Here is a 22,861-nt window from a genome sequence, read left to right on the forward strand (position 1 = left end):
CGAGGTGGGATCGCAAGGGGAGCGTATCGTGTTGGTGACGACAGTCAATGGGGCGCGATATCGTCGAGGGGACCCGCCAAGACGTACGTCGAGAAGGTCCGCCGAGTGGTCCGTCGCGGACGGCTCCCAGGGAGGTCGGCAATGCCCGCATTCTCGCTCGATCCGTCACAGACCGCCTGGTGTGCCGAACTGCGCGACCTGGCCGCCGAACGACTGCGCCCTCTCGCGGACAAGGGCGAGCCGGGGCACGTCAACCGCCCCCTGGTTGCCGAACTCGGGCGGCTGGGGCTGCTGGAGCGCCTCTTCACGTCCGGAGCGTTCGACCTGTGCCTCATGCGCGAGTCCCTCGCCCACGCCTGCACGGAGGCCGAGACCGCACTCGCCCTCCAGGGACTGGGCGCGCACCCCGTCCACGCCCACGGCACCCGCGCCCAGCGGGAACGCTGGCTGCCCCGGGTGGCCGACGGGAGCGCGGTCGCGGCCTTCGCGCTGAGCGAGCCGGGGGCCGGGTCGGACGCGGCGGCACTGGAGCTGCGTGCGGAGGACGATGGCGCAGGTGAGGGTGAGGGTGAGGGCGGTGCCGAGGGTGAGGGTGAGGGCGAGTCGCCGGCCGCCGAGCCCGACGGCCCCGCCCGCTGGCGGCTCACCGGCGAGAAGTGCTGGATCTCCAACGCCCCCGAGGCCGACTTCTACACCGTCTTCGCCCGCACCACCCCGGGCGTCGGCGCCCGCGGCGTCACCGCCTTCCTGGTCCCCGCCGACCGGCCCGGCCTCACCGGCACCGCCCTGGACATGCTCTCCCCCCACCCCATCGGCAGCCTCACCTTCGACGCCGTCCCCGTCACCGCCGACGACGTGCTCGGGGAGCCCGACCGCGGCTTCCGCGTCGCCATGGGCACCCTCAACCTCTTCCGGCCCAGCGTCGGCGCCTTCGCCGTAGGCATGGCACAGGCCGCCCTGGACACCACCCTCGCCCACACGGCCGAACGGGACGCGTTCGGCGGCAAGTTGAGGGACCTCCAGGCCGTCGCCCACCAGGTCGCCGAGATGGCCCTGCGCACGGAGGCGGCCCGCCTCATGGTGTACGCGGCGGCAACGGCGTACGACGAGAAGGCCCCCGACGTGCCGGGGCGCTCGGCGATGGCGAAGCTGCTCGCGACGGAGACCGCGCAGTACGTCGTCGACTCGGCGGTCCAGTTGCACGGAGCCCGCGCCCTGCGCCACGGCCACCTGCTCGAACACCTCTACCGCGAGGTGCGCGCCCCGCGCATCTACGAGGGCGCCAGCGAGGTGCAACGCGGCATCATCGCCAAGGAGTTGTACGCGACCATGGAGGCCGGCCAGTGAGCAGCGAGCGCATCAACCCGCCGGAGCTGTCCCCGCCCACCGGTTTCTCGCACGCGGTCGTCGCCACCGGCTCCCGCGTCGTCTTCCTGGCCGGGCAGACCGCACTCGACTCCGACGGCAAGGTGGTGGGGGAGACACTGCCGGAGCAGTTCGAGAGGGCGCTCACCAATCTGCTGACCGCGCTGGCGGCGGCCGGCGGGACACCGGCCGACCTCGCCCGGGTCACCGTCTACGCCACCGACGTGGCGGCGTATCGCACCCATGCCGCCGAACTCGGCCGCATCTGGAGCCGGTTGGCGGGCCGGAACTATCCGGCGATGGCGGTCGTCGGGGCCGTGCGGCTGTGGGACGAGGAGGCGATGGTGGAACTCGACGGCTTCGCCGTACTGCCGTAGGGCGGAGCCGTGCTGCCGTAGGGCGGAGCCGTGCCGCTGTCAGATCCTGCCGGGCTGTCGTAGGGCTCGGCTGTCGTGCCGTCAGGCTCCGCCGTACCGCTGGGCTTCGGGCTCACGCCGCCATCGCGACGCGGTCCGCCGGCACCCGGTGCGGGGCGACCACGCGGCCGTCGGGAAGCAGCTCGCCGCTGTCGTCGAACAGGATGGCGCCGGTGCACAGCAGGCTCCAGCCCTGCTCGGGATGTGCCGCCACCACATGGGCGCTGTGGGCGTCGGAGGAGGAAGGGCACGAAGGCTGGTGTGAACACATGGCGCACCTCCACATAGGGCGGACGAGCCGTGCGGGTCGTCCATATGGGTAGACCATGCTCCTGCCGCGAACCCATCGGAACGGCCCGCCGTGAACCGTGACAACACGCGGACAACTCTCTGACCGATCCACGAAGGTCGGGGCGGACTCGCCACCGAAGGGGTGACGATCACGTCCCAGGGCGCACCCGCCGGGTACGAGTGGAAGCCCTCACTCCGCTCACCCGGGAGGTCATCCCATGCCCCTGCGCCCCGCACTCGCCACCGCTGTCGGAGCCGCGCTGCTCCTGCTGGTCGCCGCGCCCTCCGCCCCCGCCGACTCCGACAAGACCACCGAGGCCGAGAAGGCCGTGACCGAGTCCGTGACCGTCGACGCCCCGGCTCGGCTGGCCGCGGACGGCAACGTCACCGTCTCCGGCACCTACCGCTGCGCCGACAGCAAGGGCCCGACGTTCGTGAGCTCCTCCATCGGCCAGAAGGACTCCACCAACCGGTACGCCATCGGCGGCACCGTCGCCGAGTGCGACGGCAAGGTGCACCGCTGGGAGAACAAGAGCAAGCCCGCCCCGTCCACCCTGAAGCGCGGCAAGGCGGACGTCGAGGCCACCATCGTGGAACTGCGTCCCATGGAGGGCCTGGGCGGCCTGCCGCTGCCGCACTTCCACGCGGCGCTGAAGAAGAACGTCACGCTGTCGAAGGCGTGAGGACGCTCCACGCCGCCACCGCGCGCCGCGCCTTCCCGACCGGAAGGGCGCGGCGCCGGCGCGTGCGGGTCAGGACGCGGCCCGCGACGCACGTGCGGCCAGGTCCAGCGCGATGTCCGTGATCATGTCCTCCTGCCCGCCCACCATCCGCCGGCGCCCCGCCTCGACGAGGATGCTGCGGGTGTCGAGGTCATGGCGGGCGGCGGCCGACTCGGCGTGCCGCAGGAAACTGGAGTAGACGCCCGCGTAACCGAGGCTCAGGGTCTCGCGGTCCACCCTCACCTCGCGGTCCTGCAAGGGCCGTACGAGATCGTCGGCCGCGTCCATCAGGGGGAACAGATCACACATGTGGTCCCAACCCATGAGGTCGGCGACCGCTATGAACGCCTCCAGGGGACAGTTGCCGGCGCCCGCTCCCTGCCCGGCCAGTGAGGCGTCCACCCGTACCGCGCCGCTCTCCACGGCGACGACCGTGTTGGCCACTCCCAGGGCGAGATTGTGGTGGGCGTGGATGCCCAGCTCGGTCCCCGGGTCGAGGACGTCGCGGTAAGCGCGGAAGCGGTCGCGGACGCCGTCCATGGTGAGGCGGCCGCCGGAGTCGGTGACGTAGACGCAATGGGCGCCGTACGACTCCATCAGCTTGGCCTGACGGGCCAGTTCGGCGGGTTCGGCCATGTGGGACATCATCAGGAACCCGGCGACGTCCATGCCCAACTCCCGCGCCGCGGCTATGTGCTGGGCGGCTATGTCGGCCTCGGTGCAGTGTGTGGCGACGCGTACCGAGCGGATGCCCAGGGTGTGTGCCTGGCGCAGGTCGTGCAGGGTGCCGATGCCGGGCAGCAGCAGGGTCGTGGGCACCGCGTGCCGCGTGGCGTCCACCACCGCCTCGATCCACTCCCAGTCGGTGTGGGCGCCGACGCCGTAGTTGATGCTGGAGCCGGCCAGGCCGTCGCCGTGGGCGATCTCGATCGCGGCCAGCCCGGCCGTGTCCAGCGCGGCGGCGATCTCGCGGGCCTGGTCGACGGTGTAGCGGTGCCGGACGGCGTGCATGCCGTCCCGCAGGGTCACGTCCTGGACGTACAGGCGGGTCATCGGGACGCCACCTCCGGGGCGATGGGGCCTCCCCCGCTCGGGCTGAGCCGGGAGCGGCGGAGGGCGGCCATGCGTTCCGCGGTGCGCAGCGCGGCCGAGGTCATGATGTCGAGGTTCCCGGCGTACGCCGGCAGGTAGTGCGCGGCGCCCTCGACCTCCAGGAACACGGAGACCTTCAGGGTCTCGCCGGCACCGGGCGCCAGGGTGCGCAGCGGATCGCCGTACGCCACCCGCTCGAACTGCACCTTCTGCTTGAGCCGGTAGCCGGGGACGTACGCCCGCACCCGCCCGACCATCGCCTCGACCGACGCGGTGACCGCCTCGGTGGCGCAGTCGGAGACCAGGCAGTGCACGGTGTCCCGCATGATCAGCGGGGGTTCGGCCGGGTTGAGCACGATGATCGCCTTGCCGCGCGCGGCACCGCCGACCCGTTCGACGGCGGCGGAGGTCGTCTCGGTGAACTCGTCGATGTTGGCGCGGGTGCCGGGCCCGGCGGAACGGGAGGCGATGGACGCGACGATCTCGCCGTAGTGGACCGGGGTCACGGCGTTCACCGCGGCGGCGACCGGGATGGTGGCCTGGCCGCCGCAGGTGACCATGTTCACGTTCGGGGCGTCGAGATGGGCGTCGCCGTTGACCGGCGGGACGACGTACGGGCCGAGGGCGGCCGGGGTGAGGTCGACCAGGGTGCGGCCGAGCGGGCGCAGCACCTCGTCATGACGGCGATGGGCACCGGCCGACGTCGCGTCGAAGACGATCTCCACATCGGCGAACTCGTCCAGTGCGACGAGCCCTTCGACGCCGCCGTGGGTCGTGGCGACCTTCAGCCGGCGGGCGCGGGCGAGCCCGTCCGAGGCCGGGTCGATACCGGCCATGGCCGCGATCTCCAGCGACTCCGACAGCCGCAGGATCTTGATCATGAGGTCGGTGCCTATGTTGCCGGAACCTATGACGGCGACCTTGGTGCTCACAGTTCGCCTCCCTCCTTGGCGAAGCCGACCCGTACAGAGCCCAACCCCGAGATATGTGCCTCGAACACATCCCCCGGCGAGGCGGGCACCATCGGGCCGAGCGCGCCCGTCAGCACCAGGTCTCCCGCGCGCAGCGGATCGCCCCGCTCGGCGAGCGCGGAGGCCAGCCACACCGCCGCGTTGAGGGGGCCGCCGAGACAGTCGGCGCCCGTGCCCTCGGAGACGGTTTTGCCGCCGCGGGTCATGGCCATCGTCACCGTCCGCAGGTCGACGGCGGTGAGCGGTACGGGGGTCGCGCCCAGGACGTAGAGTCCGCAGGAGGCGTTGTCCGCGACCGTGTCGACCAGGGAGATGTCCCAGCCCCGCACCCGGCTGTCGACGATCTCCAGCGCGGGCAGCGCGAAGTCCACGGCCCGCAGCACGTCGACGACCGTGCACGCGCGGTGCGGCAGATCACGGCCGAGGACGAGCGCCACCTCGGCCTCCACCTTGGGCTGGAGCAGCCGCCCGACCGCCACCTCACCGCCGTCCGGCACCGCCATGTCCGCGAACAGCGCCCCGAAGTCGGGTCGGTCCACGCCCAGTTGGCGCTGCACGGCCACCGAGGTCAGGCCGATCTTCCGGCCCACGATCCGGCGACCGGCGTCCAGTCCACGCCGGACGCCCAACTGCTGCACGGCGTACGCGGTCTCCAGGTCGCCACCGCCCTCGAACAGCTCACGCACCGGAGGGCAGGCGGCTCCGGTGCGGGCGGCGTCCGCGAGCAGATCGGCGGCATCGACGACGGCGGGTGGGCTCGGCATGGGGTGCCTCCAAAAAAGTGGCGGATGGCGTCGGCGTAGGGGCGCAGCCGCCTTCGATGACGGGCCGGCTGTCGGCGACCGGTACGGCGCACCGGGATACGTCCGCGATGGCTGCTCGCCCTCGACATGCTCGATATAGACAGGCACTCCCCGAAGGGGCCAAGCTCTGTTCCGTGACACGGAACAACGCGAGCGGCAACATGCTGGAGAAGGCCGCGGACATCCTGGACTGCTTCCGGCCGAGCGGCGGCCCGTACCGTCTGTCGGAACTCTCGGTGCGCACCGGCCTGCCCAAGCCCACCGTGCACCGGCTGGCGGCGGACCTGGTCAGGCTGGGCTGGCTGGAGCGCTCCGGCACCCGGTACCGGCTCGGGGCGAAGCTGTTCGAGCTGGGCTCGCTGGTCCCGCACCGGCTCGATCTGCGCGAGACGGCCCTGCCGTTCCTCCAGGACCTCTTCGAGGCCACCCGCGAGACCGTGCACCTCGGGATCCGCGACGGCATGGAGGTGGTCTACCTGGAGCGCATCCACGGCCACGAGGCACTCCGGCTGCCCTCCCGCATCGGCGGCAGCCTGCCGCTGACCTGCACCGGCGTGGGCAAGGCCCTGCTGGCGTTCTCCGGCGCGGAGCTGACCGAGGAGGTGCTCGCCGGCCCGCTGCCGAGCCTGACGCCCCACTCGATCACCGACCCGGACCGGCTGCGCACGGCCCTGGAGAAGACCCGGGTCTCCGGCCTCGCCTACGAGGAGCAGGAGGCGGCGCTCGGCGTCAGCTGCATCGCGGCCCCCGTCTTCGAGGGCGGCACCGCGGTCGCCGCCCTCTCGGTGGCGGTGCCGCGCTCGCGCTTCAGCCCCGCCCAGCTGGCGCCCGCGGTACGGACGGCGGCGCTGGGACTGTCGCGGGTCCTGCGCGGCGCGCGCTGACGGCGAGCGGCGCTCACCAGGCCGGGACCGCCGGAGGGGCGAGGAAGCCCGGCGTGGCGAGGAAACCCAGGTGGGCCACCCCGGCCGTACGGTCTGAGGCATCCGCGAGAGCGGCGTAACGTCGACTGTGTGGAACGCACGGCCGCCGGTCTCATCTCGCGCGCGGCGCACGACCTCGGCCTGCGCGCCGACGAGCTCACCGCCGAGGTGGAACAACGCTTGCGGCACGAACTGCCCGCGCTGTGGGAGGACCCGGACGTGGCCCGGACGGCCGCCGAGAACGTCGTCGAGCACGTCGTCGCCGCCCTGGCCGGGCTGGAGCACGCCATAGAGCCCGATCTGATCGAGCTGCCGTCCGCCGATGTGGAGCGCGCGCGGGTGCTGGCCCGGCACGGCACGCCTCTCAGCACGATGCTGCGCGCCTTCCGGCTGGCCGAGGAGATCGTCCTCGACCGGCTGTTCGCGGAACTGCCCCGGCTCAGCCAGGACGCCGAGCAGGTCAGCGCGGCGGCGCGGCAGCTCAACGTCGTCTCCACCAAGTACGTGGACCGGGTGTCGGAGCAGGGCGTCCGCGCGTTCCAGGCGGAACGGGACCGGCGGCTGCGGTGGCGGTCGGCGATGGTGAACGAGGCCAGCATGTGCATCGGCACCACCCTGGACATCGCCCGCACCACCCAGGAACTGGCCGACTTCGCCACCGAGCAGTTCGCCGACCTGGTCACCGTCGACCTGCTCGACACCGTGCTGCGCGGACAGGACACGGCTGCGGGGCAGAGCCCGCTGACCCTGCGCCGCATGGCCCAGGGTCCGGACGCGGACGCGGGCGGGCTGCAACCGCCGGTCCGGCCCCAGCAGCTGCACGTCTGCCCGGAGGGATCCCCGTGCGCGGAGGCCCTGAGCAGCGGGCGGCCCAGCCGGCAGCAGCACGGCAGGGCGTCCGGCGTCCCGCGAGCCCACTCCACCCTGGTCGTGCCGCTGCGCGCCCGCGGCACCACGCTGGGCGTCGCCGAGTTCCACCGCTACGGCACCGCCGCGCCCTACGACGACGAGGATCTGCTCCTCGCCCAGGAGATCGCCGTACGGGCCGCCGTCGCCGTCGACAACGCCCGCCACTACACCCACGCCCGCGCCACCGCGCTCACCCTCCAGCGCAGCCTGCTGCCCCGGGAGGCGCCGCGGCAGTCGGCCGTGGACGTCGCCTACCGGTATCTGCCGGCCGGCTCCGAGTCCGGGGTGGGCGGCGACTGGTACGACGTCATCCCGCTGTCCGGCGCGCGGGTGGCCCTCGTGGTGGGCGACGTGGTCGGGCACGGCATCCGCGCCGCCGCCTCCATGGGCCGGCTGCGGACCGCCGTACGCACCCTGGCCGACATCGATCTGCCGCCCGACGAGCTCCTCACGCACCTGGACGACGTCGTCCTGCGCCTGGCCAACGAGGCGTCCTCGGACCCGGACACCGGCCCGGAGGCCGACGTCGGCCGCGACAACGGCGCCACGTGCCTCTACGCCGTCTACGACCCCGTCGCGCGCCGTTGCACCCTGGCCCGCGCGGGACATGTGCCGCCGGTGGTGGTGGTCCGGGACGGCACGGCGGACGTCCTGGAACTGCCTCCCGGCCCGCCGCTCGGCCGGGGCGGCCTGCCGTTCGAGACGATGGAGGTCGACCTGCCCGAGGGCAGCCTGATCGCGCTGTGCACCGACGGCCTGATCGAGGCGCGAATGCCTGCGAGAGCCACCGGGGAACCCCCCTCCGCCCCTGCCACGGCGACCGAGGACCCCGCCCCCGTCATGCCGAGCGCCGACCCCACCCCCGACATCGACGCCGGCCTCGCCACACTGCGGCAGGTCCTCGCCCGGCCGGCCCCCTCCCTGGAGGCGGCCTGCGACTCCGTGCTGGAGGCCCTGCTGCCGTCCCGGCCGGACGACGACGTCGCCCTGCTGCTCGCGCGTACCCGGTCGCTCGGTGCGGACCGGGTCGCCACCTGGGAGTTGGAGGCGGACCCGGCGGTCGTCGCCCGCGCCCGTTCGGACGTGTCCCGCAAGTTGACGGACTGGGGCCTGGAAGAACTCGCCTTCGTCGCGGAACTGGTGGTCAGCGAACTGGTCACCAACGCCATCCGCTACGGCAGACCCCCGATCCGGCTGCGCCTCATCCATGACCGCTCCCTCCTGTGCGAGGTCTCCGACGCCGGCAGCACCACCCCGCATCTGCGCCGCGCGCGCGTCTTCGACGAGGGCGGGCGCGGTCTGCTGCTGGTCGCCCAGCTCGCCGGGCAGTGGGGCACCCGCCACGCCCGGCGCGGCAAGACGGTCTGGGCGGAACTGAGCGAGACCGCCGAGTTCCCGGCCCTGGCCTTCGAGTAGGGCGGGACCCCGGCGGGGCGCCCCAGTGCCACTTGGCACCGCGTGGGACGAGCTCGAGGAACAGCCGCGGCGCCGCAGTGTCACTTGGCCCCGGGCTGGACCAGCTTGAAGAACAGCCGCGCACCCGCCCGCTGCGCGGCCTGACGCAGCCGCACCGGCAACGGCCGGGACGGGACCGGCGCCGGGGCGCCCTGCGCCAGGCGGGGGAAGAGCGCCTCGGCGTTGCTTCGGTTGACGGCCGCGAGGGTGCCGGCGTCGACACCGTCGTCCAGCCCGTTGGCGAAGTACTGGCCCGCCGCGGCCGGCGCGAACGGCCAGTCGCTGCCGAACAGGACGTGCCCCGGCCGGGCGAAGGCCAGCAGCGTGGGCAGCGCGGCCGGGCTGGAGGAAAGCGCGGTGTCGAAGTAGAAGCCCTGGAAGTCCTCCAGGACGTCGCGCGGGCCGCGTCCGATGTCGGCGGCGATCGCGACGGCCATGCGGTGGGAGGCGTACGGCAGGAACCCGCCGCCGTGGCTGAGGACGAACCGGATGTTCGGGTAGCGGCGCGGGACGCCGTTGCGGACCAGGAGGTAGGCGGCGCGGGTGGTGTCGAGGAGGAAGTCCGCGGCGAACGGCGGGATGCCCTCGACGGCGGGCGCGGGAAGGTCGGCGGGGTGCACGAAGACGACGGCGCCGTGCTCGTCGAGGACCCGCCACAGGGCGTCCTGCCCCTCGGCGCCCAGGTAGGTGCCCTGGTTGTTGGCGAGCAGGGTGACGCCGTCGGCGCCCAGCTCGGTCAGCGCCCGCTCGGCCTCCCGCGCCGACGCGGTGACGTCGGGCATCGGCAGCGTGGCGAACCAGCCGAACCGGGAGGGGTGTTCGGCGGTCAGGGCGGCGGAGCAGTCGTTGAGCCGCCGGGCCAGGTCGGCGGCCTCGCCGGGGTCGCCGAGGAAACCGGTGCCGGGGGTGGAGACGGACAGGATCGCCGCCTCGGTCCCCAGCAGGTCCATCTGCTCCAGCGCCGCGCCGGCATTCCAGTCCGGCAGGGCGCGACCGCCCGCGTCGACGATGCCGGACCTGGCGAGGGCATCGCGGTAGAGGGGCGGGACGAGGTGCTGGTGGACGTCGATCCGGCGGGGTGCGCTGGTCATGGGCGGCCTTTCGGCGTTCTCGGGGGAGTGGGAGTACGGCCGCCTGGCTCGAACATCGCCGCCGCAAGGGCGCCCTTTCAGCGATGCCCTTCCCGTCGTACCGGCACTTGACCGGCCCTGGCGCCGAGCTTACCGTAGCGTCCGTTCCAATTGGAGTAAACGCTACAGTAATGAGCCGTGCATGAGCCGTGACGAGCCGCGAAGAGCCACGCGGAGCCACGAGAAGCAGCGCAGCAACCGCGACAGGGACGACAGTGAGGTGGCCCGATGAGTGAGATCAGCGCCGGGAACAGGTCCGGAGCCGGGGCCGACGGCGGCGGTGGCCACGACGGGGGTGGCGAGGCCGACTACGACGTGGCGGTGATCGGGTACGGCCCCACCGGCGTGACCGCCGCGAATCTGCTGGGCGCGGCGGGTCTGCGGGTCGTCGTGCTGGAGCGCGACGCCGAGATCTACGCCCGGGCCCGGGCGATCTCCACCGACGAGGAGGTCATGCGGATCTGGCAGCGCATCGGCCTGGCCGACCGGCTGAAGCAGGACATGCTCGCCGACCGGCCGCTCGACTTCGTCGACGCGCGCGGCCGCGCCTTCCTCAGCGCCCACCCCACACCGCGCGGCCACGGCCACCCGCCGCAGATGTTCCTGTACCAGCCCGCGCTGGAGCAGGTCCTGCGCGACGGAGTCGCCCGCCACCCCGATGTCGAGGTGTGGCTGCGCCACGAGTGCCTGCGGCTGCGCCAGGACGCCGACGGGGTGGAACTGACCGTCGTGGGCACCGCCGATGACTCCGTACGACGGCTGCGCGCCCGGTACGTCATCGCGGCCGACGGCGGCTCCAGCCTCACCCGCGCACAGCTCAACGTGGGCTACGAGGGACGGACGTACGAGGACCGCTGGGTCGTCATCGACACCAAGATGCTCAAGCCCTGGCCCGACCACGACCGGCTGCGCTTCCGCTGCGACCCGGCCCGCCCGGCGGTCGACTGCCCGACCCCGCTCGGCCACCACCGCTGGGAGTTCCCGATCCTGCCGGGCGACGACGAGCGGCACCTGACGACCGACGGGGCGATCCACGCGATGGTGTCCCGGTACGGGATCGGCCCCGACCAGATCGAGATCCTGCGCGCCACCGTCTACAGCCACCACGTCCGCTTCGCCGCCCGATTCCGGGTGGGCCGGGTCTTCCTCGCCGGTGACGCCGCGCATGCGATGCCGCCGTGGATCGGGCAGGGCATGGCCGCCGGCGTGCGCGACGTGGCCAACCTGTGCTGGAAGCTCGACGCCGTGCTGCGCGGGGAGCTGCCCGAGTCGGTGCTCGACAGCTACGAGGCCGAACGCAAGCCGCACGTCAAGGAAGTCACCCGGCGCGCGGTGTTCGTCGGCCGCGTCATCACCGACCGGCGCCTCGCGGTCACCCGGGTCCGGGACGCGGTGCTGCCGCTGCTGAACCGGGTACCGGGCGTCGCCGGCCGCCTCCAGGACTCCAACTGGATCCCGGTCGCCCACTACGCGGACGGTTTCCGGGACCGGCCCCGCACCAAGTCCTCCGGCATCACGTTCGGTAGGCGTGCCTCCGGCGCCGGTACTTCCGGCGCCGGTACGGCCCGCACGGGTACGGCCCACACCGGCACCTTTCGTACCCGCCCCTCCCGCACCACGGCCCCCGGTCACCAGATCCCGCAGCCCTGGGTCACCGCCCCCGACGGCACCCGGGTCCGCCTGGACGACGTGCTCGGCGGCCGCTGGCTGCTCCTGCACGGCGCCCTGCCGGCCCCGCAGCCGGAGTGGGAGCGGGCCGGCGTCCCCTCCCTGACCGTCCTGCCGGCCGGCTCAAGTCCCGCCGAGGGCGCGGTCGTCGACAGCGATGGCGTACTGCGCGCCTGGCTGACCCGCCACCGCGCCACGACCCTCGCGCTACGCCCCGACGCCTACGTCTACGCGGCCGCCCCCGCCGGCACCCCGCTCCCACCGCCCCCGGCGGGACTGACCCTGACCCCTCGCACGAACACAGCGAGCACTCCGCCCGCAGCGACACCCTCGTCCGCCCTGCCCACCTCGCCGGCCCCGTCCTCCTCGCCCGCAGCCCAAGGAACGCCATGAGCACCCTCACTCACACCCCACCACCGCCCCCGATGCACGAGTCGCTGGTCGACGTCCTCGGCAGGAAGATCTTCGTCGCGGAGACCGGCGACGGCCCGCCCGTCCTGCTGCTGCACGGCGGCGGCCCCGGCGCCTCGGGCGTCTCCAACTACGCCCGCAACATCGCCGACCTGGCCCAGGAGTACCGGGTCATCGTCCCCGACCTGCCCGGCTACGGCCGTAGCACCAAGGGCGTGGACGGCACCGACCCCTTCGGCCACCTCGCCTCCGGCATCCGCGGACTGCTCGACGAACTCGGCCTGGACAAGGCCCACTTGGTGGGCAACTCCTATGGCGGCGCCTGCGCCCTGCGCCTCGCCCTGGACACACCCGACCGGGTCGACCGTATGGTCCTGATGGGCCCCGGCGGCGTCGGCACCACCCGCGCGCTGCCGACGCCGGGCCTGAACAGCCTGCTCAACTACTACTCGGGCGACGGCCCTTCGCGGCTGAAGCTGGAGAAGTTCATCCGCACCTACCTCGTCTTCAACGCCGCCGACGTCCCCGACGGCGTCATCGACGCGCGCTACCGCGACAGCATCGACCCGGAGGTGATCGCGGCCCCGCCGCTGCGCCGCCCCTCCGGCCCGAACGCGCTGCGCACGCTGTGGCGGATGGACTTCACCCGCGACGCCCGCCTCGCCCGCCTGCCCGTGCCGACCCTGGTGCTGTGGGGCGCGGCCGACAAGGTCAACCGCCCGTCCGGCGGCCGGATGCTGTCCGACCGCATGCCCGACTGCGACCTGTACGAGGTCGCCAACACCGGGCACTGGGTGCAGTTCGAACGCGCCGAGCTGTTCAACCGGCTCTGCGCAGACTTCCTGGCGGGCCGCCGATGAACACGTACCACGTCACCCAGGGCGGGCCCTCTGTCGCACCGTCCGTCTTCGGCGCGGTCCACCTGGGCCACATCGTCATCGAGACCAATCGCTTCGCCGACTGGCGCCGCTTCGGCACCGATGCCATCGGCATGCACCACGACGACCTCGACACCGGCCTGATGCGCTTCCGCCTGGACGGCCAGGAGTGCCGCTTCCTGCTGCGCAAAGGGCCCGCCGAGGACGTCGTGGCCACCGGTTGGCACATCGACGACCACGCGTCCTTCGAACAGATCGAGGCCCGCGTCCGCGCCCATGGCGTCCCCGTCGTGCGGGGGTCCGCCGAGGAGGCGAGGCTGCGCGGCGTCGAACGCCTGCTGCGCTTCCCGGGCCCCAAGGGCATCACCCAGGAGATCTGCACGAGCCCCGTCCTCTCGCCGCAGCCCCTCGACATGCTCGCGTCCGGCTGGGTCACGGGCGACTCGGGCATGGGCCACGTCGCCATCACCTCCACCAGACCGGCCCTGATGCGCGGCTACTTCGACACCGTCTTCGACGCCCGCCTCACCGACTACATCGACGAGACGATCAGCGGCGTCAAGCTCAAGATCCGCTTCCTGCGCGTCAACGAACGCCACCACTCCATCGCCGTCGCCGCCGTCCGCGGCCTGCCCGTCGACCCGATCCGCACCCGCGTCCAGCACCTCAACATCCAGGCCGCCACCCTCGACGACGTGGCCCGCAGCTACCAGCGCGTCCACGAACTCGGCTTCGACATGGCCCTGTCCGTGGGGCAGCACACCAACGACAAGGAGCTGTCCTACTACGCCCGCACGCCCTCGGGCTTCGAGTGGGAGGTCGGCTGGAACCCGGTCGTCATCGACGAGTCCACCTGGGAACCCGGCACCCACCAGGGCATCAGCATCTGGGGCCACACCCCCGTCGGCCAGACCATCATCGACAAACTGACCCAGTTCCGCCTCGGCGCCCGCTCCCTCACCCGCCCGGAGCGGACGGTCCCCGCCCTGAGCGGCATGGGAATCCCCGACGACTGACCGACACGGGCATCCCCGACGACTCGCGCTGTTCGCCACACCGGCCCGCTAGCCTGTATACAGCCTGGTGTACGGCGAGAGGGTGAGGGGAGTCCCATGGTGCGGGCGACGGGAAAGAGCGCGGCGGTCTACGAGCGGCTGAAGGCCGACATCGAGTCGCTGCGGCTGCGTCCGGGCGCCAAGCTCAGCGAGGTCCAGCTGGGCGAGGAACTGGGTGCTTCACGCACCCCGGTCCGCGAGGCCATCCGGCGCCTCGCGGGGGAGGGGCTGGTCGACTTCGTACCCGGTGAGGTGGCCAGGGTGGCCTCGATCTCGCTCGGCGGAGTGCGGGCCCTGTTCGAGTTCCGCATGCTCCTGGAACCCGAGGCCGCCGCGTCGGTCACGCGGGCGGGGGCGGCGGACGAGCGGGTGCTGGTGCCGTTCCGCGAACTGCTCGCGCGCCTGGAGGAGTTCGACGTGTCCTTCAGCACCCTGGACACCGCCGCGCAGACCCGCTCCTACCAGGAGTTCTACGACATCAGCGAGGTCTTCGACCAAGCCGTCGTCGCCGCCTGCCGCAACCCCTACCTCGCCCGCACGATCCGCGACCTGCGCGGCCAGACCGCCCGCCTGCGCCGGATCTCGCACAGCGGCCCGCGCCGCATGCTGACCTCGCTGGAGGAGCACCGCGCGATGCTCAGGGCGATCGTGCAGGGCGACGCCCCGGCGGCGGAGGCGGCCGGCCGACACCACCTCGCCCAGACCCAGAACGCCCTGATCGAGAGCCTGACGAGCCAGGACCTGACGACCGGGGCGGAGGCGGGGCTCCAGGTGGACATCGCGGGCTGAGGGCGGGCCGGGGGCGGGCGGCGCCTGGGCAGACCCGCCCATGGTCTTCCTGTATCCAGTGATGTATACAGAAGTGGATACAGCAGGGATGAACGCGCCCGCCACGCACTCACCCGCCCCACCCCATCCATCGATCTACCACTCACCCAGTCAGCCAGGAGGGCCACCATGCCGCACACCGTCGGTGCCCCGGACCTGCTGGAGTTCGCCGCCGCCACCGTCGAGGCGCACGGCGTCCCGGCCGCCGACGCACGTCTGCTCGCGGACACCCTGGTGACGGCGGAGCTCTGGGGCCATCCGTCCCACGGGATGCTCAGGCTGCCGTGGTACCTGGCCCGCATCGAGAGCGGCGCGACGGCCGCGGTGACCACTCCGGCCACCGTGTCCGACAGTGGCGCCGTACTCGTGGTCGACGGCCGAGACGGTCTCGGTCAGGTACTCACCGACCGCGCGATCACCTGGGGCGTGGAACGCGCCCGGTGCCACGGCATCAGCGCGATCGCGCTCCGCAACTCCGGCCACTTCGGGACGGCCGCCTACTTCACCCGCAAGGCCGCCGACCAGGGCTGTGTGGCGTTGCTGGCCACCAACGCCAGCCCGGCGATGGCCCCTTGGGGCGGCCGGGAGAAGAGGCTCGGCACCAACCCCTGGTCGATCGCGGCACCCGGCGGCCGCTACGGCACGGTCGTGATGGACATCGCCAACACCGCCGCCGCACGCGGCAAGATCTACGCCGCCGAGGAACGCGGCGAACCGATCCCGGCGGGCTGGGCGGCCGACGCGGACGGCGCTCCGACCAGCGACCCGCGCCGCGCGATCGAGGGCCTGATCCTGCCGATGGCCGGCCACAAGGGCTACGCCATCTCCTTCATGTTCGAGGTGCTGGCGGGCGTGCTGACCGGCAGCGCGTTCGGCTCCGGGGTCGTCGGCCCGTACCGCGCCACGGGCCGCAGCGGCGTCGGCCACCTGCTGATCTGCGTCGACATCCGGTCGATGGCCGACCCGGCGGAGTTCGAGGAGCGGATCGAGGCCCTGATCGAGGAGACGAAGTCCACTCCCACTGCCCCGGGCGCGGCGGAGGTGTTCGTCCCGGGAGAGCCGGAGGCCCGTACGGCCGAACGCCTGCGCACGGAGGGCATCACACTCGCCGACGACACCTGGACCGCTCTCACGAGGATCGCCGCCACCACGGCCGTACCCCTGCCCGCAGCTCGCACCGTCCCCTCCAAGTCCGAGGAGTTCCCCGCATGATCGCCCTGACCGTGTCCCTCCAGGTCGTCCCCGGCTGCCGCGACGCCTTCCTCGCGGCCATCGAGGAGAACGCCGAACGCACCTTCACCGACGAGCCCGGCTGCCGCGCCTTCGATGTCGTCTGCGACCTGGACGACGACCACCACTTCGTCTTCCACGAGATCTACGACGACGAGGCCGCCGTCGACGCCCACCGCACCGCACCCCACTACAAGGTCTGGCGCGAGGCGGCCGCGAAGTACGTCGTGCCAGGCACCCAGATCAACACCCTTTCCCGTCGTCTGTTCCACCACGCCTGATCGGAGCCGCCCACATGTGCCCCCACCGCCCCGTTGCCCCGGCGCTGCTCATCCACCCCGACGAGGTCGCCCGCTTCGACCGCGGCGGAGGTGTCGCCACCATCCCCTACGTCGGCAAATGGAACTCCGACCGGGCCACCATCACCACAGGCCAGACGGTCTTCCAGCCCGGCACCGGCCTGCCCCTGCACAGCCACAACGTCGAGGAGTCCGTCCTGATCCTCGAAGGCGAGGCCACCGTGGAGATAGCCGGCGAGTTCTTCGACCTGGAGACCGGCCGGGCGACCTGGGTCCCGGCCGGAGTCCCGCACCGCTTCTTCAACCGGGGACAGGGAGTCATGCGGATCTACTGGGTGTACGGCGGCCGCGACGTGACCCGAACCATCACCGCCACCGGCGAAACCTTCGAGCACCTCTCCACCCACGACAGGGGAGGCACCCTCACCACCTGACCCCTCCCGGCGGGGGCGCACAAAAAATCGGGCCCGCCCACACAAACCGTGGACGGACCCGAATCGGAGCGCCGGGCAGGCCTTGCACCTGCATCTCCCCACAGGAAGTGGGGCGTCTTTCCTTGGACCACCAACGCAACACCAGCCAACCGAAGTTCCGGCGACCAGCTGCTGAAGCAAGTCTAACCCACACGGCCCTATGCCTCGACCACGTTCGGATGATGCCTGGTCGTCCGGCTCGCCGAACTCCAGGCCCGGAAGCCCGTGATCGCGGCCTTGGCTGCTGAACTCCGCGAAGTCGCTCAGGTGTCCCGGAGGAGACCGGCGCCGCCCTGAAGACGAGTTGGGGAGGCGGTCGAGCCGTTCCAGCGGTCCCGCTGCCACGCTGTGCCCGCGTCGGTCGAGGATGCGACCGACGTTCTTCTCCGTGCGCCATTCCACGCTTTTGCAGGTAGTCCCGCGGGCAGGCACAGCCCTTTGTCGTTCGCGGTTCCTGTAACAGCTCTACGCACACCGGACGCGCAACAACCGTCCGTCCCGCAGCAATTTTTGATGACTGCCGCGCGACACCGCTGGCTACGTTTGACCGCGTTCAAGCAAGGAGTGTTCGAAAAAGAAACGGACATGTCCGTGGTAAAGAAAGGGATTTCCCGCATGGTGCCGCTTGATTCACCGGTGTTCTCCCGCCGCAGGGCACTTACCTCGCTGGCCGGTACCGCCGTGGCCGGCACCGCGCTCGCCGCGGGTGCGCGTCCGGCCCTCGCCGCGGACGGGGACGGCCCGGCCCTGCCGGAGGAGCGTGCCGGCGGTCTGCCTCTGGTCATCCACAACAACAGCGGTGAGTTCGCCAACCGCAACGTCCACCTGTACATAGTCGGCAGCCGGGGCGACCGTCAGGTCCGGGTCACACGTCGCGGCACGGTCGAGCCGGTCAAGGTCTCCGACAACGAGGACAACGGCTTCACCGACTACGCCATCCCGCTCGACGCCCGCGGCACCACGCGGATCCGGCTGCCGCACATGTCCGGCCGGATCTACGTGTCCCTGGGCGGCAAGCTCAAGCTCAAGGCCGTCCAGGACGGGGCCGGGCGGCCCGCGCTCCAGCACCCGGCGGGCTGGGTGAAGAACGACCCCAACTTCCCCGTGCTGCACGACTTCGTGGAGTTCACGCACAACGAGTCCGGCATGTTCTGCAACACGACCATGGTCGACATGTTCAGCGTGCCGCTGATGATCCGGCTCTCCGGGAACCGGGACCAGACCACCGGCACGATGCGGCAGGGCGGCCGGGCCCGCATTTTCCGGGCCATGGAGAACACTCCTGGATTCGGAAAGCTGGTCGTCGGCGAGCGGCGGGTCATCGCGCCGAGTCATGGACTCGACGCCGGTCGGTTCGGCAAGCACTACTTCGACCCGTACGTCGACAAGGTCTGGCAGGCCTACCGGCAGCAGCCGCTCCATGTCCGTACCGTCGCAGGTGCGTTCACCGGCCGGGTCGACAACGGCAAGCTCACCTTCCACGGCCCGGCGACGGTCTCCTTCGTCAAGCCCTCCACCCGCGACGTGCTCTTCTGCGACGGCGCGCTCGCCGCCCCCAACGACGGGGTGACCGGTCCGGTCGCCGCGATCCTGGGTGCCGGCTTCAACCGTTCCACGCTGCTCAGCCATCCGAAGCAGCCCACTACGCGCGCGGCGGACTTCTACAAGCCGGAGATCACCAACCACTACGCGCGAGCCATCCACGCCCAGATGGGCAACGGCAAGGCGTACGGCTTCGCCTTCGACGACGTCGCCGAGTGGGCGTCGTACATCCAGGACACCCAGCCGCAGGCCATGCACCTGACGCTGACCCCGTTCTGACGGGCCGGTACGGCCGCTCTCCTCTCCCGATCCACCGACGAAAGGCGATCTGTCATGCCCGTCATACGTCGTACGCAGTCGGTCCTCGCCGTCACCTTGGCGGCGGCCGTTCTCGGAGTCGCCCAGGCGTCGCCGGCGTCCGCGGTCCCGTTCGGCAAGGTCCGTCAGGGCAAGGCGACTTTCTACAACGATGCCGGCACCGGGGCCTGCGGACAGCCGCTCGACGCCGCGACCCAGATGCTCGTGGCGGTCTCACCGAAGTGGTGGAAGGCCGAAAACCCCAACAGGGATCCGCTCTGTCACGCCAAGGTCCGGCTGACCTTCCGCGGCAAGACCATCACCGTCCCGGTCAGGGACAAGTGCATGGAATGCGGACCCAAGCACATCGACCTCAGTCAGCCGGCTTTCGCGCAGTTGGCCGATCCCTCCAAGGGCGTCATTCACAAGGTCAAGTGGAAGTTCGTCCGCTGACCAGCTGATTCATTCCATCGACCAAGAGCCCATTCAATCGGGGAGTTTCCACCATGCCGAAGATGCGTACCGCTCATGCCCTTCTGACCGCCGTGCTGCTGGCGACGACGGGGGCCGGGCTCACCGCGGCGACCGCGTCCGCCGCGCCTGCCGAACTTGCCGCGCCCGCCGCCCAGGGTGACTTCGTCGTCAGCAAGGCGGAGTACAACAGGATGTTCCCCCACCACAAGCCCTTCTACAACTACGAAGCCCTGGTCAAGGCGATGAAGAAGTACCCGGCCTTCGCGGACAAGGGCAACGCCAAGACCAAGAAGCGTGAGGCGGCCGCCTTCCTCGCCAACGTCCACCACGAGACCGGCGGCGGGCGCTACATCGTCGAACAGAACCAGGCCAACTGGCCGTCGTACTGCGACACCACGCAGCCGTACGGCTGCCCGGCGGGGCAGTCCGCGTACCACGGTCGCGGGCCGATCCAGCTCAGCTGGAACTTCAACTACAAGGCCGCCGGCGACGCGCTCGGCATCGACCTGCTCCACAAGCCGGGGCTGGTGCAGAAGAACCCCGTCGTGGCATGGAAGACGGGACTGTGGTTCTGGATGACCCAGTCCGGCGCGGGCACCATGACCCCGCACAGCGCCATGGTCAAGGGCAAGGGCTTCGGACAGACGATCCGCAGCATCAACGGCGCCATCGAGTGCAACGGCGGCAACCCGGCCCAGGTGCAGAGCCGGGTGAACACGTACAAGAAGTTCACCAAGATCCTCGACGTCAAGCCGGGCAAGAACCTCGGCTGCTGACCCGCTGAGCCGGCGCCGGCCGGACGCCCGTGAAGTCTCCGGGCTGTCCGGCACCGCGACGCCATGCCGTAGCACCCCCCACCTTCTTCGGAGCCGATTCCATGAGACGTACCGCGATGCTGGTCAGCATCCTCAGCCTGGCCGCCCTGGGCGCCACCGTCGGGCCGGCGCAGGCGGGACCCGCACCCGCCGACAACGAGACCCGTGCCACCGCATTCTCCGACCAGGAGCAGGACAGCGCCCTGGAGTTCTGGACCGACGCCCGGATGAAGGCCGCCAAGGAGATGGCCGCCACCGCTCCTCAGGCGCCGGCCGTCATGTCGTCCGCCACCGACGACGGCGGGCCTCGACTGTCCGTCCCGCCGGTGGTCTTCCCGGACGCGGAGACCACCGCGCCCGTCACCGACGAGACGCCCGTGTCCACGCTCGCTTCCGAGCCGAAGCCCTGGAAGCGCGGCGGGCTGATCAGCAGGACCGCGGGCAAGGTGTTCTTCGAGAACGCCGCCGGCGACCTGTTCACCTGCTCGGCGACCGTCGCCAACAGCAACAACAAGTCGGTCGTCCTCACCGCCGGGCACTGTGTGGTGGACGCCCGCACCGGCGAGGTCTTCCGCAAGTGGATCTTCATCCCGGGCTACCACAAGGGTGAGCGCCCGCACGGCACCTTCACCGCGAAGAAGCTCTTCCATCTGAAGTCGTACGTGTCCAGCCAGGGCAATGCCAACTGGGACGTCGCGTTCGCCACCCTGCGCAAGCGTGACGGCCGCCCGCTCGCCAAGATCGTGGGTGGTGCGCAGGGCATCAAGTTCAATGCGCCGACCGGGCGTTACGTCCATTCCTTCGGCTACGGCGGTTCGCCCGCAGAGGGCAACGGCGAGCGGCTGAACCACTGTCAGGGCAAGGAACACCGCGACCTCGGGCGCCCCGGCTCCACCATGTGGGGCATCGACTGCGTGCAGACCGGCGGATCCAGCGGCGGTGCCTTCCTCGCCGAGTTCAAGGCCGACAAGGGTGTCGGTGTTCTGGCCGGCAACATCGCCGTCGGCACGGACGTAAGCGAGTACCACCCGCGTCTCGGCGACCGCGCCCGCCAGCTTTACAAGGCCGCGAGCAGGGCCTGAGCCCCGCCCGGGGGCGGCGTTCCTCTCCCTTCCTCCCGCCTCTGGGTTCCCCCGAACACCGGGCGTCGGCACGAGTTTTCGTGCCGACGCCCGGTGTTCCTCTTTTGGTGCCGGAATGGCTGGGCCACGGAGCCGGAATAAATCCCGGAATAAACCCCTCAGCACTTATGGGTGTTGACCGGCGCGGAATCACACTGCCACGCTTTCGATATGATCCGTACTCGTCAATTGCTGACTCTGATTGTCGGCGCAGCGGCACTGGCTATGGCAGCCCCGAGTGGAATGGCCGGGACAAAGAACAGTCCCGCCATCACCACACAGCCGGTCGCGGCCGCTGCGGAAAAGCCGAACATTGTCTTCGTCCTCACCGACGACATGTCCTCGAATCTCCTGCCGCACATGCCGGAGGTTCAGAAACTCCAGTCGCAGGGCATGACGTTCAGCGACTTCGTGGTCAGCAACTCGCTCTGCTGTCCGTCCCGGGCGTCCATCTTCACCGGCCGTTACCCCCACAACACCGGAGTCCTCAGCAACGAGGGGCCGAACGGCGGATTCGGCGCCTTCCACAGCGGCGGGGAGGAACGGGACACCTTCGCCACTGCCCTTCAGGCCAAGGGCTATCGCACCGCCATGATGGGCAAGTACCTGAACGGCTACAGCCCCAGCGACACGGTGGCAGGCCAGAAGCCGTACGTACCGCCGGGCTGGAACCAGTGGGACGTCGTCGGCGGCGGCTATGAGGGCTACGACTACAAGCTCGCCCACAACCACAAGATCGAGCCGCACGGCGACCGGCCCGAGGACTATCTGACCGACGTGCTGAGCAAGAAGGGCACGAACTTCGTCAAGAAGTCCGCAGCGGCGAACAAGCCGTTCCTGCTGGAGATCGCGCTCTTCACGCCGCACGGCCCCTCAACGCCGGCGCCCCGCCACGAGAACGCCTTCCCCGGCCTTGAGGCCCCGCACAGCCCCGCGTTCGACAAGCTGCCGACCAATGCCCCGGCGTGGCTGGCCCGGCAGGACCGGCTGACCCAGCACGAGAAGAACACGATCGACCGGAAGTTCCGCAAGCGCGCCCAGGCGCTCCAGTCGGTAGACGAGATGATCGGGAAGCTGCGCAACGCCCTGACCCGGGCCGGCGTCGCCGACGACACCTACATCGTCTTCGGCTCCGACAACGGCTTCCACCTGGGCGAGTACCGCCTCAAGGCGGGCAAGCAGACCGCCTTCGACACCGACGTCCGGGTACCGCTGGTGATCGCCGGACCCGGTGTGGCGGCAGGCAGGACGAGCAACGCCCAGGTGTCGAACATCGACCTCGCGCCCACCTTCCAGCGGATCGGCGGCGCCCCGGTGTCGTCCCGGGTGGACGGGCACAGCCTGCTTCCACTCCTCGACGGCGGCCCCGACTCCAACTGGCGCACGGCCAACCTGATCGAGCACCGCCACGCCGACAGGTCGCCGGGCGACCCCGACAACAACGGCGGGGAGAGCATCAGCCCGCCGAACTACCACGCCCTGCGTACCAACTCCTACACCTACGTCGAGTACGGCAGCGGAGCGAAGGAGTACTACGACCTCAGCACCGACCCCTACCAGCTGCACAACACCGTGGGGCAGCTCGGCGGGGCCCGGCTGGACCACCTGCACGACGCGCTGACGCGGCTCAAGAACTGCCGCGGCGACGGCTGTTGGAGCGCCGGGAACCCGTAGATCCGTTTTCCGCGGACGT

At 71.2% G+C, this 22,861-nt stretch carries 22 protein-coding genes and 1 tRNA gene; 17 read left to right on the forward strand and 6 right to left on the reverse strand.

The genetic code is table 11. The annotated features are described in order from the left end of the window. Nucleotides 1–141 precede the first annotated feature (141 nt). On the forward strand, nt 142–1,347 hold the full coding sequence (locus PGH47_RS32325) for an acyl-CoA dehydrogenase family protein (RefSeq protein WP_271666306.1): 1,206 nt from the start codon (nt 142–144) through the stop codon (nt 1,345–1,347). Then, a complete protein-coding gene (locus tag PGH47_RS32330) occupies nt 1,344–1,742 on the forward strand; it encodes a RidA family protein (protein ID WP_030950819.1) in 399 nt (132 codons plus the stop codon). Before PGH47_RS32325 ends, PGH47_RS32330 begins: the two co-directional genes overlap by 4 nt. Before the next feature lie 112 nt (nt 1,743–1,854). On the opposite strand, the gene PGH47_RS32335 is transcribed toward PGH47_RS32330, so the two are convergent. Beyond that, nucleotides 1,855–2,052, reverse strand: coding sequence for a DUF5999 family protein (locus PGH47_RS32335; RefSeq protein WP_271666307.1), 198 nt, complete (start codon nt 2,050–2,052; stop codon nt 1,855–1,857). Between the two features lie 238 nt (nt 2,053–2,290). Between PGH47_RS32335 and PGH47_RS32340 the strand changes: the two genes are divergently transcribed. Beyond that, nucleotides 2,291–2,755 carry a DUF6299 family protein gene (locus PGH47_RS32340; RefSeq protein WP_271666308.1) on the forward strand — a complete coding sequence of 155 codons (465 nt, stop codon included), beginning with the start codon at nt 2,291–2,293 and terminating at the stop codon, nt 2,753–2,755. 69 nt (nt 2,756–2,824) lie between these two features. Here the strand turns inward: PGH47_RS32340 and dmpG are convergent, their stop codons facing one another. Genes dmpG through PGH47_RS32355 form a run of 3 tightly spaced genes read right to left on the reverse strand, consistent with a single transcriptional unit; the run spans nt 2,825 to nt 5,621 of the window. Continuing rightward, nucleotides 2,825–3,847 carry a 4-hydroxy-2-oxovalerate aldolase gene (gene dmpG, locus PGH47_RS32345; protein WP_271666309.1) on the reverse strand — a complete coding sequence of 341 codons (1,023 nt, stop codon included), beginning with the start codon at nt 3,845–3,847 and terminating at the stop codon, nt 2,825–2,827. Beyond that, nucleotides 3,844–4,818, reverse strand: coding sequence for an acetaldehyde dehydrogenase (acetylating) (locus tag PGH47_RS32350; RefSeq protein ID WP_271666310.1), 975 nt, complete (start codon nt 4,816–4,818; stop codon nt 3,844–3,846). Before PGH47_RS32350 ends, dmpG begins: the two co-directional genes overlap by 4 nt. After that, a complete protein-coding gene (locus tag PGH47_RS32355) occupies nt 4,815–5,621 on the reverse strand; it encodes a 2-keto-4-pentenoate hydratase (RefSeq protein ID WP_271666311.1) in 807 nt (268 codons plus the stop codon). The genes PGH47_RS32350 and PGH47_RS32355 overlap by 4 nt, the downstream gene beginning before the upstream one ends. Before the next feature lie 200 nt (nt 5,622–5,821). Here PGH47_RS32355 and PGH47_RS32360 point away from each other — a divergent pair, with 200 nt between their 5' ends. Further along, nucleotides 5,822–6,544, forward strand: coding sequence for an IclR family transcriptional regulator (locus PGH47_RS32360; protein WP_271668198.1), 723 nt, complete (start codon nt 5,822–5,824; stop codon nt 6,542–6,544). Nucleotides 6,545–6,673: 129 nt separating this feature from the next. After that, complete coding sequence (locus tag PGH47_RS32365; protein ID WP_271666312.1) at nt 6,674–8,908, forward strand: ATP-binding SpoIIE family protein phosphatase; 2,235 nt, start codon at nt 6,674–6,676, stop codon at nt 8,906–8,908. Between the two features lie 80 nt (nt 8,909–8,988). Here the strand turns inward: PGH47_RS32365 and PGH47_RS32370 are convergent, their stop codons facing one another. Beyond that, complete coding sequence (locus PGH47_RS32370) at nt 8,989–10,038, reverse strand: amidohydrolase family protein (RefSeq protein ID WP_271666313.1); 1,050 nt, start codon at nt 10,036–10,038, stop codon at nt 8,989–8,991. A gap of 267 nt (nt 10,039–10,305) precedes the next feature. Here PGH47_RS32370 and PGH47_RS32375 point away from each other — a divergent pair, with 267 nt between their 5' ends. The 7 genes from PGH47_RS32375 (at nt 10,306) to PGH47_RS32405 (ending at nt 16,880) form a co-directional block, all read left to right on the forward strand. Then, the gene (locus PGH47_RS32375; protein WP_271666314.1) at nt 10,306–12,138 is read left to right on the forward strand and encodes a bifunctional 3-(3-hydroxy-phenyl)propionate/3-hydroxycinnamic acid hydroxylase; all 1,833 of its coding nucleotides are present in this window, start codon (nt 10,306–10,308) and stop codon (nt 12,136–12,138) included. After that, nucleotides 12,135–13,016, forward strand: coding sequence for an alpha/beta fold hydrolase (locus PGH47_RS32380; RefSeq protein ID WP_271666315.1), 882 nt, complete (start codon nt 12,135–12,137; stop codon nt 13,014–13,016). Before PGH47_RS32375 ends, PGH47_RS32380 begins: the two co-directional genes overlap by 4 nt. Then, nucleotides 13,013–14,050, forward strand: a complete 1,038-nt coding sequence (locus tag PGH47_RS32385; RefSeq protein WP_271666316.1) for a VOC family protein — start codon at nt 13,013–13,015, stop codon at nt 14,048–14,050. The genes PGH47_RS32380 and PGH47_RS32385 overlap by 4 nt, the downstream gene beginning before the upstream one ends. Nucleotides 14,051–14,146: 96 nt before the next feature. After that, entirely contained in the window at nt 14,147–14,878 is a 732-nt protein-coding gene (locus PGH47_RS32390) for a GntR family transcriptional regulator (RefSeq protein WP_271666317.1), read from the forward strand. Nucleotides 14,879–15,046: 168 nt separating this feature from the next. Beyond that, a complete protein-coding gene (locus tag PGH47_RS32395) occupies nt 15,047–16,129 on the forward strand; it encodes an Ldh family oxidoreductase (RefSeq protein ID WP_271666318.1) in 1,083 nt (360 codons plus the stop codon). Continuing rightward, nucleotides 16,126–16,428: a putative quinol monooxygenase gene (locus tag PGH47_RS32400; protein WP_271666319.1), complete on the forward strand. Its 303-nt coding sequence runs from the start codon at nt 16,126–16,128 to the stop codon at nt 16,426–16,428. The genes PGH47_RS32395 and PGH47_RS32400 overlap by 4 nt, the downstream gene beginning before the upstream one ends. Before the next feature lie 14 nt (nt 16,429–16,442). Then, nucleotides 16,443–16,880, forward strand: coding sequence for a cupin domain-containing protein (locus PGH47_RS32405; protein WP_271666320.1), 438 nt, complete (start codon nt 16,443–16,445; stop codon nt 16,878–16,880). A 67-nt stretch (nt 16,881–16,947) separates the two neighbouring features. Here PGH47_RS32405 and PGH47_RS32410 read toward each other — a convergent pair. Continuing rightward, a tRNA-Gly gene (locus PGH47_RS32410) sits at nt 16,948–17,017 on the reverse strand. A 517-nt stretch (nt 17,018–17,534) separates the two neighbouring features. Between PGH47_RS32410 and PGH47_RS32415 the strand changes: the two genes are divergently transcribed. From PGH47_RS32415 to PGH47_RS32435, 5 genes are all read left to right on the forward strand, one after another. After that, entirely contained in the window at nt 17,535–18,740 is a 1,206-nt protein-coding gene (locus PGH47_RS32415; RefSeq protein ID WP_271666321.1) for a beta-1,3-glucanase family protein, read from the forward strand. A gap of 54 nt (nt 18,741–18,794) precedes the next feature. Next, entirely contained in the window at nt 18,795–19,211 is a 417-nt protein-coding gene (locus PGH47_RS32420) for a cysteine/serine endopeptidase inhibitor (protein WP_271666322.1), read from the forward strand. A gap of 62 nt (nt 19,212–19,273) precedes the next feature. Then, nucleotides 19,274–20,008, forward strand: a complete 735-nt coding sequence (locus tag PGH47_RS32425; protein ID WP_376058191.1) for a chitinase — start codon at nt 19,274–19,276, stop codon at nt 20,006–20,008. A 101-nt stretch (nt 20,009–20,109) separates the two neighbouring features. Continuing rightward, complete coding sequence (locus PGH47_RS32430) at nt 20,110–21,129, forward strand: trypsin-like serine peptidase (protein WP_271666324.1); 1,020 nt, start codon at nt 20,110–20,112, stop codon at nt 21,127–21,129. 264 nt (nt 21,130–21,393) lie between these two features. Continuing rightward, nucleotides 21,394–22,842: a sulfatase family protein gene (locus tag PGH47_RS32435; protein WP_443048587.1), complete on the forward strand. Its 1,449-nt coding sequence runs from the start codon at nt 21,394–21,396 to the stop codon at nt 22,840–22,842. The last annotated feature ends 19 nt before the right edge of the window (nt 22,843–22,861 follow it).

This window comes from Streptomyces sp. HUAS 31, from assembly GCF_028198125.1.
Lineage (GTDB): Bacteria > Actinomycetota > Actinomycetes > Streptomycetales > Streptomycetaceae > Streptomyces > Streptomyces chartreusis.